This is a genomic window from Brevibacterium sp. S22, assembly GCF_004745485.1.
Lineage (GTDB): Bacteria > Actinomycetota > Actinomycetes > Actinomycetales > Brevibacteriaceae > Brevibacterium.
In genome coordinates, this window is record NZ_RHFG01000003.1 from 96,615 (window position 1) to 112,643 (window position 16,029).

Below are 16,029 nucleotides of genomic sequence, written 5' to 3' on the forward strand. Positions count from 1 at the left end.
CGAAGTGATGTCGGTATCAGATCGGCGGCCAGGGAATGACGGTCCGATCGGCGGGTGCTTCGGGGAAGAACTCGGCGGCGAGAAGGCGGTTCGCTCGGTCTTGCAGCGCCCGCAGCTCGTCTGCCGACAGGCAGTCGCTCAACTGTGCCCGCAGTGCCTCGTCCATGGCGGCTGCCTCTTCGAGAGCATCGATCTCTTCGGCGCGGAAAGAGGTGCGAGAGAAGCCCCACAGCACAGTGCGCAGCTTCTCCTCAGGATGGAAGGTCAGCCCGTTGTCGATGCCGTAGACGCCGATATCGGCAACGGCAGTGCTCGGCAGACAGCAGCCGGAGATGACATGACCGGCCTTGCGATCGGCATTGTTGGCGAGCAGATCGAAGAAGGCGACGGCCCGCAGACCCTCATCGACGGCATGGGAGAGCACGAGGTCACGATCGTCTTCGGTGCGCAGAGCAAAGATCGGCGTGTGATCGACGGGGATCGCGTTGACCGTCGACAGGGTCACGACCTCGTCGCCGTCGGAGGCTTCGACATAGGCCTGCAGCGATCCGCGGCCTGCGGGCAGGTCATCCCGCAGCACCGTCGGCGGGACCACTCCCAGGTCGAGTGCGGCCGACAGACGGTAGGCGGCGACTTCGCGCAGAGCCAGTGTCCCCGACGGAAAGTCGATGAGCGGGCGTTCGCCTGAGATCGGTTTGTACACGGCCTTGATCGCCTGCCCGCCGTGGTCGAGCACGAGCAGTCGGGTGTCATTGCTGGCGCGTGGGATCGAACCCATCTCCGTCCAGTCCCCGGCTTCCAAAGCGTCGAGGAGCATCGCGAGGTCCATCAGCGATCAGGCGCGCGGGATCCCGTTGGCACGGGGGCACAGGTGACCGTCGGGTTCGAGCGGGAGTGAGCAGAACGGGCAGTCTCCGCGGCCGGCGCTGACGACCTGTTCGCCGCGGCGGGCGAACTCCCGGGCGGCGGCGGCGTCGAGGACGATGCGCAGGACTTCGCGTTCGACTTCGTCGTCGTCGGGGTCAGCGGAGGTTCCGGCTTGGGCGTCCTCCTCGGTGAGTTCGAAGCACTCGATGACGAGCTCGTGTTTGACGGTGTCCCAGCCAAGGCTCATCGTACCGACCCGGAACTCCGGTTCGATGGGAACGTTGAGCCCGGCATTGTCGATGAGATCGTCAAGAGCCGTCTGCGGCACCCGGGCGGCGGGGTCCTTGATCATCACCATGTCGAGGAGCTCGGTGATTCGGTCGGAGAGGATCTCGACCTGCTCCTTCTCGACGACCACGGATGTGAGCGCATTGCCGGACTTCGCTTGGAGGAGGAACGTCCTCTCTCCGGGAAGTCCGATTGTGCCGACGACGAAACGATCGGGTGTGGGGTGGTCGTACAGAGCTGCCATGTCTTCAGCCTAGTTCAAAGACTTACATGTCGGTCCGGCCTGGGTTACATTTGAGTCATGAGCACAGATCCTCGTGAGGCCCTGGACGCATTCCTCGAAGCAGTGAGAGAGCACTACGCTGCATCCGCACACCGCAACGGTGACCAAGACCCCCGAGTCGAAGCCGCTTATATGGCTTTGGCCGATGCCTTCGAAATCTACGAAGATGCGATCTACACAGCGTTCGACGAAGTCACCCCGTTCGAACTCTTCGATGATGTCGAAGATGCCAAGGACGATGACGAGTTCGTTCTCGACGACGAGGACGACTGAGCGACACGGTCGACCTCAGCGCCGCTCAGCTCTCGGCGCCGCTCTGCTCTGGGCCGAACCCTAAGCCGAAGGATCCCAGGAGATCTGGTCAAGCACTTCGGCGATCTCCTGCGCCAGTTCGACATCGCTTCCGGTGACCTCGGACAACTGTGCCGGGGTTCGGGGTGAGACCAGGGTGCTGGCGATTCCATGCTGCCGGTTGAACGCCAGAGCGATGTCTGTCGTCGACACGCCCAGAGCAGTCGCTGCACGGCGGACGCCGGCGAGCACCCGGTTCGACCGGTCGTCGAGGTAGGCACCGGCGTATTCGCTCAGCTCCCCTGCCAGTCGCGAATCCTGCGGGGTTGCGTTCCGGTATTTGTCGGTGAGCACGCCGCGGCCGAGTCCGGCTCCGGCGATGAGTGAGACTCCGGCATAGTCGGCGGCGGGAACGAGCTCTGCTTCGGCTTCGCGGTTGAGCATGGAGTATTCGGCGACGGCACAGGCGACCGGGATCCCGGCTCCGCGCATCTCAGCCAGCTGCCATCCGGTGTGATGGGACACGCCGACGTAGCGGATCTTTCCCAGAGTGAGCAGCGTCTCGACCGCTGAGGCGGTCTCTGCACGGTCGACCTCGGCATCGAAGACATCGAGGACAAGCACGTCGATGTGGTCGCGTCCGACTGTTCGCAGCAGGGAATCGACTTGGCTGAGGATTCTGGAACGCCCGAGTCCAACCTCGATGTGGTCGGGTTCACTCATGGACACGCCCACTCGGGCCAGCAGCAGAATCTCTTCGGGAAGTCTCAGCTGGCCGAGCACCTCGGCGGCGATCGTGGCCGAGCTGGGCAGCTCGATGAGGTTGCCACCTGCGTCTTTGAACCCATCGACGAGGCGCTGAGCGACCTGGTCATCGACCCGGTGTCCCCATTCGAAGGTCCCGAGACCCACATCGCTGACGTCCAAACCGGTGGTGCCGAGTCGTTGGTGCTTCATGCTTCTTGAGGTTACCCGATGCGGCGACTACCGTGGTTTCGTTCCCACCTCATATTCTCAAGGAGTCGTATGTACGACTGGCTGGTCGCCGCTGTGCTCGGAATCGTTCAGGCACTCACGGAGTTCCTCCCGATCTCCTCTTCGGCGCATGTGCGCATCGTCGGCGAACTCATGCTGCCCGGAGATGACCCCGGTGCGTTCTTCACCGCCATCATCCAGATCGGCACCGAGGCGGCCGTCGTCGTCTACTTCTGGCGCGATATCGTCACGATCATCTCGAAATGGTGCAAGGCGCTCGTCGGCAAGCACGATCGCAAGGATCCGGAGGTGCGCCTGGGCTGGCTCATCATCATCGGTTCGATCCCGATCGTCATCATCGGGCTGCTCTTCCAGGACTACATCGAAGGCGCACTGCGCAGCCTGTGGATCACCGCCACCATGCTCATCGTCTTCGGCCTCATCATCGGCATCGCCGACTGGGCCGGGAAACGCGAACGCACGCTCGAGGACATGAGCTGGGGACAGGGCATCCTGTTCGGCTTCGCTCAGGCGCTGGCCGTCATCCCCGGCGTGTCACGGTCGGGCGGCACGATCATGGCCGGTCGTTTCATGGGCTTCGATCGTCCGTCCGCGGCCCGCTATTCGTTCCTGCTCGCCATTCCCGCAGTCGTCGGTTCGGGCCTCTACGGCGTGGCGCAGACTCTCGGTCGCAGCGAGGACATGGTGCTCGGCTGGGGACCGACGATCCTCGCCACGATCATCTCGTTCGCTCTCGGCCTCGTCGTCATCCATTGGTTCCTCAGATATGTGCAGACGAAGTCTTTCGCCATCTTCGTCTGGTACCGCGTGGCCGTGGGCATCGTCCTCTACATCCTGCTCGGCACGGGAGTCCTCGCCGCCGTCTGAGTCGGCGCACCGTCGCACACCGACATCCTGATCCCGGCTCTGCCCGATCAGCGCATTCCGCCCCCGCCGACGGCGGCCGACTGTGCGAGTCCGGCGGCGGTCACCGACATCGCCGCGAGCACCGGTTCGGCACCGGAGTAGTCGATGACCGTGAACGATCCGGGTGCGACGCTCAGACGCTGGAAGTCATCGAGCGGCATTCCCAGCGCATCGGCGATGATCGCTTTGATGATGTCGCCATGGGAGACGATCATCGCCCACCGAGGCGGTGCCGACTTCTCCTCGCCCGCGACCTCGCGTTCCTTTTCGCGCAGCTGAGCCACGAGGTCTCGGACGCGGGCAGTGGAACGGTCGGCCGCCTCGGCGATGGACTCCCCTCCGGGGAACCGGGCCTGCGATGCCGATTTCACGACGGTCGTCCACAGGGGTTCTTCCCCCAGTTCTCTGAGCGTTCGACCCGTCCATTCGCCGTAGTCGAGTTCGATGACCGCCTCATCGACGTCGGTGCGCTCGAACTCGGCCGTCTCGGTCGCGATCGTCGCTGTCTGTTCGCAGCGCTGCAGCGGCGAATGCAGAAGATGGGCGAAATGTCGGTGCGGCAGCAATTCGAGGTTGGCTCGCAGCGCTCGGGCTCCCTCGTCGGTCAGCGACACGTCGGGGGCGCGTCCGGCCAGGATGCCGGAGACGTTGGCGCTGGAGAGGCCGTGCCGCAGCAGAACGATGACGGGCATACCGTCAAGATTAGCCCAGATAGTCTAGGGTGAGGCTATGAAACGTCAGCGTCCACGTATGACCTACGAGTTCCGGAAGGTTTCGTTCTCCAAGGATGTGCCGCGGTCGGTCAGCCTGCAGGAACTCAACGACCAAGCGGAATACGGCCAGTGGGAACTCGCCCGCACCCGCATCTCGGTCGGTGGAATCCGCACCGTATGGCTGCGCCGGAAGATCATGCCGCTGACCCTGAGCAGCTGATCGCTGCCTGGTGAGGTCTCCCTCTTCTCTTCTTCCCGTCCTCATCGCAGGGGTCGTCACAGTGTTCGCCGGGGCCGCGATGTCCCTGCAGGGACGTGCCAACTCCTTCCTCGGCCCCGTCCTCGGACATGCGGTCTTCGCCGCACTGGTCTCATTCTCAATCGGCCTGCTCATCGTCGGCACGGTGCTGGTGGGTTCACGACGCTCCCGTCATGGGGCAATGGTGCTCATCAGACTTGTGCGCACCGGTGTGATGCCCTGGTGGATGCTCCTCGGCGGGCTCAGCGGAGCACTGGTCGTCGTCGCGCAGGCGACGACGGTGCCGGTCATGGGCGTGGCGATGTTCACGATGGCCTTCGTCTCCGGTCAGGTGACCGGCGGCCTCATCGTCGATTCCACTCGTCTGCCGCCGGGAGGCAGGCAGGCGCTGAGCCTCGTGCGCGTCCTCGGCGTCGTCATCGTCCTCGCCGCCCTCGTGTACGGGGCCAGGGAACGACTTCTCCTCGGAGTCCCGCTCTGGGCTCCCCTGCTGCCTTTCGCATCAGGCACCCTGACATCCGTCCAGCAGGCTTTCAACGGTCGCATCAAGTCGGCGACGAACTCGGCCGTCGTGGCCACGACGGTGAATTTCGCCGTCGGACTGGCCGCAACGATCCTCGTCTCAGCGATCATCCTGACTGCCGGAGTGCGGTGGACGGGCTTTCCGGTTCAGCCCACGCAGTGGTGGTTCCTCCTCGGCGGAGCCTTGGGCGTCATCTTCATCGGGCTCACTTCGCTCACAGTCGCCCGTCTCGGGGTGCTCCTGCTCAGCCTGTTCTCGCTGTTCGGCAACCTCATGGGTGCGCTGCTGCTGGATCTGCTGACGCCCGTCGACGGATCCCTGGTGAGCACGACGACGGTCATCAGCGCGCTCGGTGTGCTCGTCGGGATCGCGGTGACGATCACGCCCGCAGCAGGAAGTCACCGAGGACCCGCGTCCCGAACTTGAGTGCCGAGATCGGCACCCTCTCGTCGACTCCGTGGAACATGGCCGGGAAGTCCAGGTCGCCGGTCAGCTGCAAGGGTGCGAACCCGTAGCCGGTGATGCCGAGTTCGGCCATCGACTTGTTGTCCGTGCCGCCGGAGAGCGTGTAGGGCAGAACGGTCGCGTTCGGGTCGTCGGCCAGCAGGCTCTTCTGCATCTGCTCGACCAGCGGGGTGTCGAACGGGGACTCGAGTGCCTCGCCCTCGTCTTCGGCACTGATGTCGATGCCCTCCCCCGCGAGCTCCTTGATCTTGAGCATGACGTCCTCGTGCTGACCGGGCAGTGTGCGGCAGTCGACGTAGCCTGTCGCGGTGCCGGGGATGACATTGTGTTTGTATCCGGCGTCGAGGAATGACGGGTTCGATGTGTTCTGCAGGGTCGGTGCGACGAATTTCTCGACCGAACCGAGTTCGGCGAGCAGCTGCGGGATCGTCTCCGCCCGGAACTCGATTCCCGTCATCTCGGAGACGCCTTCGAGGAGTTTCCGTGTGGCCAGGGGGATCTCCTGGGGCCAGGGGTGGTTGCCGATCCGGGTGATCGCGGCGGCGAGGCGCGTGACGGGGTTGTCGTCGTTGCGCTGAGATCCGTGTCCGGCGGTGCCGTGGGCGACGAGGTTGAGCCAGGCCAGGCCCTTCTCTGCGGTCTGGATGAGGTAGACGCGCTTGCCGCGGATGTCGACGGAGTAGCCGCCGACCTCCGAGATCGCCTCTGTGGCTCCGGAGAAGAGCTCGGGTCGATTGCGCACCATATGGCGGGCACCGTAGTTGCCTCCGGCCTCTTCGTCGGCGAAGAAGGCGATGATGAGATCCCGGCGCGGCGTCAGCCCCTGGCGCAGCATGGCGCGGACGGAGGCGACGATCATCGCGTCCATGTTCTTCATGTCCACCGCGCCGCGGCCCCACAGCAGTCCGTCCTTGATGACTCCGGCGAAGGGGTCGACGCTCCAGTCCTCCGCTGCGGCCGGAACGACATCGGTGTGGCCGTGGACCACGAGCGCCGGAGCTTCCGGATCGGAGCCTCTGACGCGGGCGACGAGGTTGGCCCTGCCCGGCGAGGACTCGACGATCTCGGACTTCAGATCCGCCTCGGCGAACCAGGAGGCGATGAGTTCGGCGGCGGGCAGTTCGGGGTTGGCGTTGTTCCCGCCCCAGTTCTGGGTGTCGATGCGGATGAGCTGCTGGCAGAGATCGGTGACCTCGGCCTCTGCGGCGCTGAAATCAAACACGGGAACTCCCCTCGGTGGTGGGTGGATCACGCAGCGGCGCTGTGATCGGCCTGATAGTCACCACCGTATCCCACCGGCGCAGCCCTTGCGGTTCGTGCGCGCCGAGGCGTGGCTCTGCGATGACATCGCTGTGCCCGTGGCCGCGTTGAAATGTGACCGTGTGGCCCACCGCGGCCGGCGGATGCAGCTCAAAGGCGGTCCAGCGTCGGCGAATGGGTGCCCTGGTCCGTGGGGTCCCGGCACCACCCGTCAGAATCCGCTCCCTGACAGAGCGCAGGCGGATATGAAAGATGGCCCCCGGATCGAAATCCGGAGGCCATCTCCATGCTGTGCGCGAAGGGGGACTTGAACCCCCACGCCCGATAAGTTGGGCACTAGCACCTCAAGCTAGCGCGTCTACCAATTCCGCCACTCGCGCTGGCAACAGAGATAACTCTACATGCGCGAAACGGTGTCGCAAAATCGAAATCGGCTTTTGTGACGCACCACACTTAGGTACTCATCGTCCGAGGTGTGCCACCTGCGAGAGCACATGCGGTTTGCCCGTCTTGAGATCGAAGACGGCCGACTGCGCGGCCTCGTGGCGCCGCCCTTCGGTCAGTGCATAGCCGACCGTGCCGGGCAGCAGAATCGGCTTCGCAAAGGACACATCCCAGCGGTACGACTCGAGTCGGGGATCCATTGCCGAGAATGCCCGAGAGGCGCTGTACATCCCGTGGGCGATCTGCCGGGGGAACCCGAATCCCTTCGCGGCGAGACCGTTGAGGTGGATCGGGTTGTAGTCACCGGAGACCTTCGCGTAGCGCTGTCCGATGATCGGATCCAGCCTCCACACAGCACTCGGCTGTGGTGCCGTGAACTCGACGTGCGGCACCTGGGCCTTCGACTCTGCTCCGGACAGCTTGCGCCCCTTGGCCAGGTATGTCGAGACCTCCTCCATCACGGGACGTCCGTCGACCTTCGCCTCGAGCCGAATCTCGATCGTCGTGCCCTTCGTGTGCTCGAAGGGGCCGTCGAGTTCGAGGTGGAAGTCCACAACCTCGCCGAGGCGGGCCCGCGAATGCATGTCCACGCGGTTGTGGATGTGGACCATCCCCATCATCGGCAGCGGCACCTCAGGATCGGCCAGCAGCTGCATACTCAGCGGGAAGCCGAGGATGTGCAGGTAGCCGGGGTGGACGATATCGTCCAGAGCGTGACCGACGACATGGGCAAAGCCCGCATAGGCGACCGGTTCGAGCGGAATGCTGCGATCGATCGCGTGGTCCGGCAGCTCCGGACCGGTGCGCGGTCCCACAGGCAGGGCTTTCAGCAGTGCGCGGGCGTAGACGGGAAGCATCGAATCCGCCATCATGCGCCCACCATGTTCTGTCCGCACACGCGCAGGGTCTGCCCGTTGATTCCGCGGGCACCGCTTGATGCGAGGAAGCCGATGGCTTCGGCGACGTCGATCGGCTGGCCGCCCTGCTGCAGGCTCGAGAGCCGGCGCGCGACCTGACGGGTCAGCGTCGGTATCTTCGCGGTCATATCCGTTTCGATGAACCCGGGCGCGATCGCGTTGATCGCTCCCCCGCGGGCCGCGAAGTCCTCCGCCGAGGCGGCTGTGAGTCCGATGACTCCGGCCTTCGAGGTCGCGTAGTTCGTCTGTCCGCGGTTGCCGGCGATTCCCGACGTCGAGGCCAGGGAGACCACCTGGGCACCCTCGGCGAACAGTCCCTTCTCCGCCAGGCGCGAGTTGATCATCGCCTGCGCGGCGATGTTGACGGCGATGACCGAATCCCATTTGGCCGCGTCCATGTTCGCCAGCATCTTGTCGCGGGTGATTCCGGCATTGTGGACGAGGATGTCCACGGGGCCTCCGAGCGCCTCGGTGATCTTGTCCGGAGCATCGGAGGCGGTGATGTCGAGCTGCAGCGACTTGCCACCGATCCTGTTCGTCACCTGCGCCAGAGCCTGACCGGCCTGCGGCATGTCCACACCGATGACATAGGCGCCGTCACGGGCGAGGTTCTCAGCGATCGCCGCTCCGATTCCGCGGGCGGCACCGGTGACCACAGCGGTGCGACCGGCCAAGGGGCCGGCGTCACCGGTGGACATGAACTCGTCGAGGCCCAGTCGCTTCCCGGCGTCCGAGGACACCGTGAGGAACTGGCCGGAGACATAGGCCGATTTTCCTGACAGCAGGAACCACAGGGCCGCGGCCACCGACGGGGCCGTGAGCTCGACGCCGTCGAGGAGGATTCCGTTGGCGGTGGCGCCGGCGCGCATCTCGTGGGCGACCGACCGGGTGAAGCCGGTGATGCCCTGAGTGGCAGCGGCCTGCTCCGGTGTCTGGTTCTGGGCATCCGGGGCTGTCGAAATCGTGATCACGCGACCGCAGGTCGTCAGTGATCGGAGAGCAGCACCGATTTCGAGGACGATCGGTGAGAGCTCTGCCGGGGACTGCGCATCGTCGAGGACGGCGATGATCGCCCGCAGCTTCTCACCGCTCTGGGCGTTGCGACGGACTTCGAGTCCGTTCTCGAGCAGCAGATCGGCCAGGCCCTGGGCCCCAGGTCCCGTGCCGAGGACGAGGACCGGCTTCTTCTCATACGAGGCCGGGGTGGTTCCGAACCGGTTGAGTTCGACCGGCTGCGGCAGACCGAGGGTCTTCGCGACCTGCTTCAGCGGTCCGTTGACGAGGGAGAGATAGGTGTCTTTCATGCTGCCTCCACAATCGCGGTGAGCCCCTGGCCGCCTGCGGCGCAGATCGAGACCAGGGAGCGCTTCTTGCCGGTGGTCTTCAGATATTTGGCGGTGCTGGCGATGATGCGACCGCCGGTGGCGGCGAACGGGTGGCCGGCTGCGAGGCTCGAACCCAGCGGGTTGAGCTTGTCGCGGTCGATGGTGCCCAGAGCCGCGTCGAGTCCGACCTTCTCGCGGCAGAATTCCTCGGATTCCCAGGCCGCCAGGTGTGAGAGCACGGTCGAGGCGAAGGCCTCGTGGATCTCGAAGACATCGAAGTCATCGAATGTCAGTCCGTTGCGGGCAAGCAGGCGCGGGACCGCATAGGCCGGAGCCATGAGCAGGCCTTCTGCGCCGTCGACGAAGTCCACTGCTGCGGCCTCCGCATCGACGAGGCGCGCCAGCGGGGTGAACCCATGTTCGGCTGCCCAGTCTTCGCTGCCCAGCAGCACCGAGGAGGCGCCGTCGGTCAGCGGAGTCGAGTTGCCCGCGGTCATGGTCGCCGCAGCGGAGAGCTTCTTTCCGAAGACGGGGCTGAGCTTCGCGAGGGATTCCACGGTCGAGTCCGCACGCATGTTGGTGTCGCGGCTGACCCCGAGGTACGCAGTGGTGAGGTCGTCGAAGAATCCCGCATCCCAGGCGGCGGCGAGGTTCCGGTGCGAGGCCACGGCGAGCTCGTCCTGGGCCTGACGCGTGATCCCCCAGGCCGCGGTGGTGATCGCCTGGTGCTCACCCATGCTCAGGCCGGTGCGCGGTTCGCCCGTACTCGGCGCCTGCGGCGCGAGGTAGGCCGGCCGGATCTGGGAGGCGATCTTCGCCTTCTGCACCATCGTCTTCGCGCGGGTGAGTTCGAGGAGGATCTCGCGCATCGAATCGTTGATCACGATCGGAGCGTCGGACGTCGAATCCACACCCGAGGCGATGCCGGATTCGATCTGTCCGGTGTTGATCTTGTTATTCAGGCTGACCACGGCTTCCAGACCTGTGGCGCAGGCCTGGCCGAGATCGAAGGCGGGGGTCGTCGGCGACAGAGCGGAGCCGAGCACGGCTTCGCGAGTGAGGTTGAAGTCCTTCGAATGCTTGAGGACTGCACCTCCGGAGACTTCGCCGATGTTCTCGCCGGCCAGTCCGAAGCGGGCGACGAGCCCGTCGATGGTCGAGGTGAGCATATCGAGGTTGGTGGCCTTCGCATACTGCTTGTTCGAGCGGGCGAAGGGAATTCGGTTGCCGCCGAGGATGACGGCTCGTTGACTGGGAGCGGACATGTGCACCTCCGAGAGTTGGATTTAACTGTTACCGACAGTACCTGATACTGTCTGTTCCATGAAATCGATCACAGACGGTCGCTCGACGAGGTGGCAGAAGCACCGCGACGAGCGTCGTCGCGAACTGCTGCGCACGGTCCGCCATGTCGTCGCCGAACACGGCGATGACATGTCGATGGATCAGATATCGGAAGCTTCGGGTACGACGAAGTCGGTTCTCTACCGGTACTTCACCGACCGGGCGGGTCTCCAAGCCGCCATGGGCGAATGGGCGATGGGCGTCATCGTCCGGTCTCTCGATGAAGCCGCGGCCGCCTCGGCGAAGGTGAACGGGACCCCCGACGGGGAGGAGTCCTTGGCCGCGATGATCCGGGCCTTTGTCACCCTCGCCGCGAACTCCCCGAACGTCTATCGATTCTGCGATACAGCAGTCAACCGGTTCGCGCCCGAAGAGACCGGAGGTTTCTTCAATTCGATCGCCGGACTGCTGGCCGAGCGCCTGGACCTCGCCGACGACAGGGACCGCCTGTGGTCGGCCGGAGCCATCGGCTTCGTCCGGGCCGCGACCGAGGCCTGGCTCTCGAACCCCAGCCGTGTCGAGGAGTTCGCCTCTGACATCAGCAACTGGCTGTGGGCATCATTGCCCGCCAATCTAGGAGTAGAACAATGAAGCTGTCTCTCAATCCTCAGGACATCAACGATGTGCTCGACGGCCGCTGGGCCGAGGGCCGACGTCGGGGCCGCGAATTGGCTCTGGATCCCCGGACTCATGAGGATCCCGCCGATGATCTCGAGACCACTCGCGCGAAGACCCTCGTCGGCGTCGGGCTGATGGCCGATTCCGGCCTGCCGCTCGTCAGCCTGCCGCCCGAGCTGGGTGGCAAGAACCAGCACGCCACCAATGTCGCGGGCTTCGAGGAGACGGTCACCGCCGCTCCCAGCCTGCAGATCAAGGCGGGAGTGCAGTTCGGCCTCTTCGGCGGTGCGATCCTCCACCTCGGCGACGCCGAACAGCACAAGAAGTGGCTGATCGACGCACAGACCGGAAAACTGCTGGGTTCGTTCGCGATGACGGAGATCGGGCACGGATCGGATGTCGCCTCCGTCGCGACGACGGCGACCTACGATGTCGACGCGGAAGAGTTCGTCATCACCACGCCCTTCCGTGCCGCGACCAAGGAATATATCGGCAACGCGGCCCGTGACGCGCGCGCGGCCGTCGTATTCGCTCAGCTCATCACCGCCGGGGTCAACCACGGCGTGCACGCCTTCTTCGTTCCCATCCGCGACGAGGCCGGAGACCCGATGCCGGGAATCTCGATCGAGGACGACGGCTTCAAGGGCGGCCTCAAGGGCGTCGACAACGGGCGTATCGCCTTCGCTGATGTGCGGGTCCCCAGGACCAATCTGCTCAATCGGTATGGGGATGTCAGCGCCGACGGCACCTACTCCTCCCCCATCGACTCACCGGGGCGTCGCTTCTTCACGATGCTCGGCACACTGGTCCAGGGGCGTGTCTCGCTCGACGGTGCCGCGATCGTGGCGTCGAAGATCGCTCTCGACATCGCTGTGCGTTACGGACTCGAACGCAAGCAGTTCAACTCCGTCGACGAGATCGAAGAGTCCACCCTGCTCAGCTATCAGCAGCACCAGCGACGTCTCATGCCCGCTCTCGCCTCGGTCTACGCCTCGAACTTCGCCCATGACAAGCTGCTCGCCTCCTTCGAAGAGGTCTTCTCCGGCGCTGACGACTCCGAGGAGAACCGGGCGGTGCTCGAGACTCGCGCGGCGGCGTTCAAGGCGGATACGACATGGATGGCGCTCGACGTCATCCAGGAGTGCCGCGAGGCTTGCGGCGGCGCCGGCTTCATGGCCGAGAACCGACTTGTCGGGCTGCGCGCGGACATGGACGTCTACGTCACCTTCGAAGGTGACAACACGGTGCTGCTCCAGCTGGCCGCCAAGCGCCTGCTCGGCGACTATGCGAAGGAGTTCGCCAACCTCGACATCGGCGGCGTCGCCCGGTTCATCGGCACCCGCGCCGCTGAGCACAGCCTGTACCGGACCGGCTTGGCCAATGCCGGCTCGGCGATCTCCGATGTCTTCAGCGGCAATCTCAACGAGAAGCGGATCCGCTCGGGCCGTCTGCAGCGCACCCTGCTGGAGAACCGTGTGGAGTCCATGGTCGCCTCGGTGGCGCAGAACCTGCGTCCGGCGATGAAGATGTCCCAGGCCGATGCCGGTGAGCTGTTCAACTCCACCCAGCACGAACTCATCGAGATGGCTCGCGCCTACGTCGAACTGGAGAAGTGGAAGGCTCTCGACGAGAAGATGAAGGAGCAGACCGACGCCGACCAGGCCAAGGTCCTCCGCCGCCTGCGCGACACCTACGGCCTCACGCTCATCGAACGTCATCTGGGCTGGCATCTCATGTACGGACGTCTGCCGATGTTCCGAGCCCGTCAGATCAACGACACGCTCAACCGTCTGTGTAAGAAGTTGGCCGCGAACGCCCTCGATCTGGTCGAGGCGTTCGGATACGGCGACGAGCACCGTCGGGCCACGATCGCCACAGGCGTCGAAGCGAAGCGACAGACCGAAGCTGCCGATCACTTCCGTCAGGCTCGGGCCCAGCAGGACTTCCCCGTCGATGAGAAGCACCTGCACAAGGCAGCGAAGAAGGCTGCGAAAGCCGCAGCCAAGGCAAACGGAAGATCCGGCAGCAAGGCCGGCGTGAAGTAGTCGTCCCAGGCTGTCGGCGGTGAGCAGTCACCGCCGGCCGCCTGACGCACGAAGCCCCCGCAGCGAACGGTCTGCGGGGGCTTCGTGCGTCAGGCGGAGTCAGTGTCAGGCGGCGAGGAAGTCGGCGAGCACCGCGGAGATCTTCTCGGTCTCGGTGAGGAACCCGTCGTGGCCGACCGGGGAGTCGATGATGTCGTGTCGGACCTTCCCCGGCAGAGCCTCGGCGAGGATTCCCACCTGATCAGGTGGGAACAGCCTGTCCGAGGACACGGAGACGACGAGGTTGTCCGTGCAGGCGTCGGCCAGCGCCGTGCGCAGGTCGTCAGAGCGCCCGCGGCGCACGTCATGATCGCGCAGTGCCCGGGTGAGCACGATGTAGCTGTGCGGGTCGAACCGGGCGGTAAGCTTCTTGGCCTGGTGGTCCAGATACGAGCTCACCTCGTAGTAGTCCTCCGAACGCATCCGGCGGGAGAAGCGTTCGTTGAGGTCGACATCATTGCGATACGTCAGGTGCGCGATCTGTCGGGCCAGACCGAGGCCTTGGCCGGGGAAGCTGCCGACGGTCGAATAGTCTCCGGAATAGTAGTCGGCGTCGAGCTCGATCGCGCGTTCCTGCATCATCGCCCAAGCGATCTGGTCGGCTTCGCAGAAGGCCGGTGCGGCGATGACCGCGCACTTGCGGACCTTCCGGGCATCCAGCAGAGCGAATTCCAAAGCCCGTGCACCTCCCATGGATCCGCCGATGACGGCGACCCAGGAATCGATGCCGAGGATCTGGGCGAGGTTGTGTTCCAGGCGTGCCATATCCCGGATCGAAACCGTGGGGAACCGAGAGCCGTAGGCCAGACCGTCATCGTAGGGCGACTGCGGCCCGGTCGTGCCCGAGCAGCCCCCGAGCGAATTCGCGCACACCACGAAGTACCTGTTCGTGTCCACGGCCTCTCCGGGCCCCACGACACCCGCCCACCATTCGGTGACGCGGGTGTCGCCGGTCAGAGCGTGCTCGATGAGGATCGCATTGGACCGGTCGGCATTGAGAGTGCCGAAGGTCTCATAGGCGATCTCGACCGTGCCGAACGTGTGCCCCGAATCTGTGCCGAAGCCCAGGATCCGTTCGACGGAGGTGCTCTGGGTGGTCATCTCAGGCCGCGGCCGACGCCTTCGCCGCTGCCGCCGCGAAGCCCTTGTCGAGGTCGCCGATGATGTCGTCGATGCCTTCGATTCCCACCGACAGACGCACCAGGCCCGGATTGACTCCGGCCGCCTTCTGGGCTGCTTCGTCGAGCTGAGCATGCGTGGTCGAGGCCGGGTGGATGACGAGCGAGCGGACATCTCCGATGTTCGCCACGAGCGAGTGGAGCTCGAGGGCGTCGACGAAGGCCACGGCCGCATCGTAGCCGCCGGCGATGTCGAAGGCGAGCACCGAACCGACGCCGTTCGGCAGGTACTTCTTGGCCAGACCGTTCCAGGGGCTCGACTCGAGTCCGGCGTAGGCGACGCGATCGACCTGACTGTGGGCCTCGAGGTAGGCGGCGACCCTGTTCGCGTTCTCGACGTGACGTTCGATGCGCAGGCTCAGGGTCTCGATGCCCTGGGCGAGCAGGAACGCATTCGTCGGGCTGAGCGAGGGTCCGAGGTCGCGCAGGCCCTGTACCCGGGCCTTGAGTCCGAAGGACACGTTCACGCCGAAGGCTCCGCCGGCGCCGAGGTCGCGGGCGAAGACGAGTCCGTTGTAGGAGGCGTCGGGTTCGTTGAATCCGGGGAACTTCTCCGGCTGTGAGCCATAGTCGAAGTTGCCGCTGTCGACGAGGACGCCGGCGACGGAGTTGCCGTGGCCGCCGAGGTACTTCGTGGCCGAGTGGAGGACGACGTCGGCACCGTGTTCGATGGGGCGCACGAGGTACGGACTGGCCAGTGTGTTGTCGACGATCAGCGGGACGCCGGCATCATGGGCGATCGCGGCGATCGCTTCGATGTCGAGGATGTCCGAGCGTGGGTTCGACACGACCTCGCCGAAGAGGAGCTTCGTGTTGTCCTGGATCGCGTTCTTCCACTCCTCGTGGTCATCGACATCGACGAAGGTGGTTTCGATGCCGAGCTTGCGCAGCGTGACATCGAAGAGGTTGACGGTTCCTCCGTAGAGGCTGGAGCTGGCCACGATGTGGTCGCCGGCGCCGGCGACGTTCGTGATCGCCAGGAAGGCCGCGGACTGCCCCGAGGCGGTGAGGACGGCGTGGACGCCGCCTTCGAGGTCGGCGATGCGGTTCTCGACGACTTCGTTCGTCGGGTTCGTCAGGCGGCTGTAGACGGGGCCGACGTCGGTCAGGGCGAAGCGGCTGGCCGCATGATCGGTGTCGTTGAACACGAATGAGGTGGTCTGGTGGATGGGCAGGGCGCGCGAACCGGTGACCGGGTCGGGGGTCTGTCCTGCGTGGATCTGGCGGGTTTCGAATGCCTGGGTCATGGTGTCTCCTCGGTGGGTGTG

General features: G+C 65.1%; 16 protein-coding genes and 1 tRNA gene. 6 read left to right on the top strand and 11 right to left on the bottom strand.

Features of this window, described 5'->3' with window-relative positions:
* Positions 1-16: 16 nt before the first annotated feature.
* Complete coding sequence (locus EB835_RS04500) at positions 17-829, bottom strand: SCO1664 family protein (protein WP_135808287.1); 813 nt, start codon at positions 827-829, stop codon at positions 17-19.
* A gap of 6 nt (positions 830-835) precedes the next feature.
* The gene (locus tag EB835_RS04505; protein WP_135808288.1) at positions 836-1,399 is read right to left on the bottom strand and encodes a DUF3090 family protein; all 564 of its coding nucleotides are present in this window, start codon (positions 1,397-1,399) and stop codon (positions 836-838) included.
* Between the two features lie 57 nt (positions 1,400-1,456).
* Here EB835_RS04505 and EB835_RS04510 point away from each other — a divergent pair, with 57 nt between their 5' ends.
* The gene (locus EB835_RS04510; RefSeq protein WP_135808289.1) at positions 1,457-1,711 is read left to right on the top strand and encodes a hypothetical protein; all 255 of its coding nucleotides are present in this window, start codon (positions 1,457-1,459) and stop codon (positions 1,709-1,711) included.
* A 60-nt stretch (positions 1,712-1,771) separates the two neighbouring features.
* Here the strand turns inward: EB835_RS04510 and EB835_RS04515 are convergent, their stop codons facing one another.
* Positions 1,772-2,686 (bottom strand): aldo/keto reductase, encoded by a 915-nt coding sequence (locus tag EB835_RS04515; protein ID WP_135808290.1) that lies wholly within the window; start codon positions 2,684-2,686, stop codon positions 1,772-1,774.
* 69 nt (positions 2,687-2,755) lie between these two features.
* Here EB835_RS04515 and EB835_RS04520 point away from each other — a divergent pair, with 69 nt between their 5' ends.
* A complete protein-coding gene (locus tag EB835_RS04520) occupies positions 2,756-3,592 on the top strand; it encodes an undecaprenyl-diphosphate phosphatase (protein WP_135808291.1) in 837 nt (278 codons plus the stop codon).
* A gap of 47 nt (positions 3,593-3,639) precedes the next feature.
* On the opposite strand, the gene EB835_RS04525 is transcribed toward EB835_RS04520, so the two are convergent.
* The gene (locus tag EB835_RS04525) at positions 3,640-4,323 is read right to left on the bottom strand and encodes a histidine phosphatase family protein (protein ID WP_135808292.1); all 684 of its coding nucleotides are present in this window, start codon (positions 4,321-4,323) and stop codon (positions 3,640-3,642) included.
* A gap of 37 nt (positions 4,324-4,360) precedes the next feature.
* Between EB835_RS04525 and EB835_RS04530 the strand changes: the two genes are divergently transcribed.
* Together EB835_RS04530 and EB835_RS04535 are read left to right on the top strand one after the other, a co-directional pair.
* The gene (locus EB835_RS04530; RefSeq protein ID WP_240688545.1) at positions 4,361-4,564 is read left to right on the top strand and encodes a DUF5703 family protein; all 204 of its coding nucleotides are present in this window, start codon (positions 4,361-4,363) and stop codon (positions 4,562-4,564) included.
* Between the two features lie 10 nt (positions 4,565-4,574).
* A complete protein-coding gene (locus EB835_RS04535; protein WP_135808293.1) occupies positions 4,575-5,552 on the top strand; it encodes a DMT family transporter in 978 nt (325 codons plus the stop codon).
* On the opposite strand, the gene EB835_RS04540 is transcribed toward EB835_RS04535, so the two are convergent.
* The 5 genes from EB835_RS04540 to EB835_RS04560 all read right to left on the bottom strand — a co-directional run bounded on the left by EB835_RS04540 (position 5,506) and on the right by EB835_RS04560 (position 10,802).
* Positions 5,506-6,813: a M20/M25/M40 family metallo-hydrolase gene (locus EB835_RS04540; RefSeq protein ID WP_135808294.1), complete on the bottom strand. Its 1,308-nt coding sequence runs from the start codon at positions 6,811-6,813 to the stop codon at positions 5,506-5,508. The two genes, EB835_RS04535 and EB835_RS04540, sit on opposite strands and share 47 nt — an antisense overlap.
* 330 nt (positions 6,814-7,143) lie before the next feature.
* A tRNA-Leu gene (locus EB835_RS04545) sits at positions 7,144-7,231 on the bottom strand.
* A gap of 81 nt (positions 7,232-7,312) precedes the next feature.
* On the bottom strand, positions 7,313-8,167 hold the full coding sequence (locus EB835_RS04550; RefSeq protein ID WP_135808295.1) for a MaoC family dehydratase: 855 nt from the start codon (positions 8,165-8,167) through the stop codon (positions 7,313-7,315).
* Positions 8,164-9,516 carry a 3-oxoacyl-ACP reductase gene (locus EB835_RS04555; protein WP_135808296.1) on the bottom strand — a complete coding sequence of 451 codons (1,353 nt, stop codon included), beginning with the start codon at positions 9,514-9,516 and terminating at the stop codon, positions 8,164-8,166. Before EB835_RS04555 ends, EB835_RS04550 begins: the two co-directional genes overlap by 4 nt.
* Positions 9,513-10,802, bottom strand: a complete 1,290-nt coding sequence (locus EB835_RS04560; RefSeq protein ID WP_135808297.1) for an acetyl-CoA C-acetyltransferase — start codon at positions 10,800-10,802, stop codon at positions 9,513-9,515. The genes EB835_RS04555 and EB835_RS04560 overlap by 4 nt, the downstream gene beginning before the upstream one ends.
* 58 nt (positions 10,803-10,860) lie before the next feature.
* Between EB835_RS04560 and EB835_RS04565 the strand changes: the two genes are divergently transcribed.
* The gene (locus tag EB835_RS04565) at positions 10,861-11,472 is read left to right on the top strand and encodes a TetR/AcrR family transcriptional regulator (RefSeq protein WP_135808298.1); all 612 of its coding nucleotides are present in this window, start codon (positions 10,861-10,863) and stop codon (positions 11,470-11,472) included.
* Positions 11,469-13,544 carry an acyl-CoA dehydrogenase family protein gene (locus tag EB835_RS04570; protein ID WP_135808299.1) on the top strand — a complete coding sequence of 692 codons (2,076 nt, stop codon included), beginning with the start codon at positions 11,469-11,471 and terminating at the stop codon, positions 13,542-13,544. The genes EB835_RS04565 and EB835_RS04570 overlap by 4 nt, the downstream gene beginning before the upstream one ends.
* 105 nt (positions 13,545-13,649) lie before the next feature.
* Here EB835_RS04570 and EB835_RS04575 read toward each other — a convergent pair whose 3' ends face one another.
* Together EB835_RS04575 and EB835_RS04580 are read right to left on the bottom strand one after the other, a co-directional pair.
* Positions 13,650-14,684, bottom strand: a complete 1,035-nt coding sequence (locus tag EB835_RS04575) for a homoserine O-acetyltransferase MetX (protein WP_135808300.1) — start codon at positions 14,682-14,684, stop codon at positions 13,650-13,652.
* A gap of 1 nt (position 14,685) precedes the next feature.
* Positions 14,686-16,008, bottom strand: a complete 1,323-nt coding sequence (locus EB835_RS04580; protein WP_135808301.1) for an O-acetylhomoserine aminocarboxypropyltransferase/cysteine synthase family protein — start codon at positions 16,006-16,008, stop codon at positions 14,686-14,688.
* Positions 16,009-16,029 lie beyond the last annotated feature (21 nt).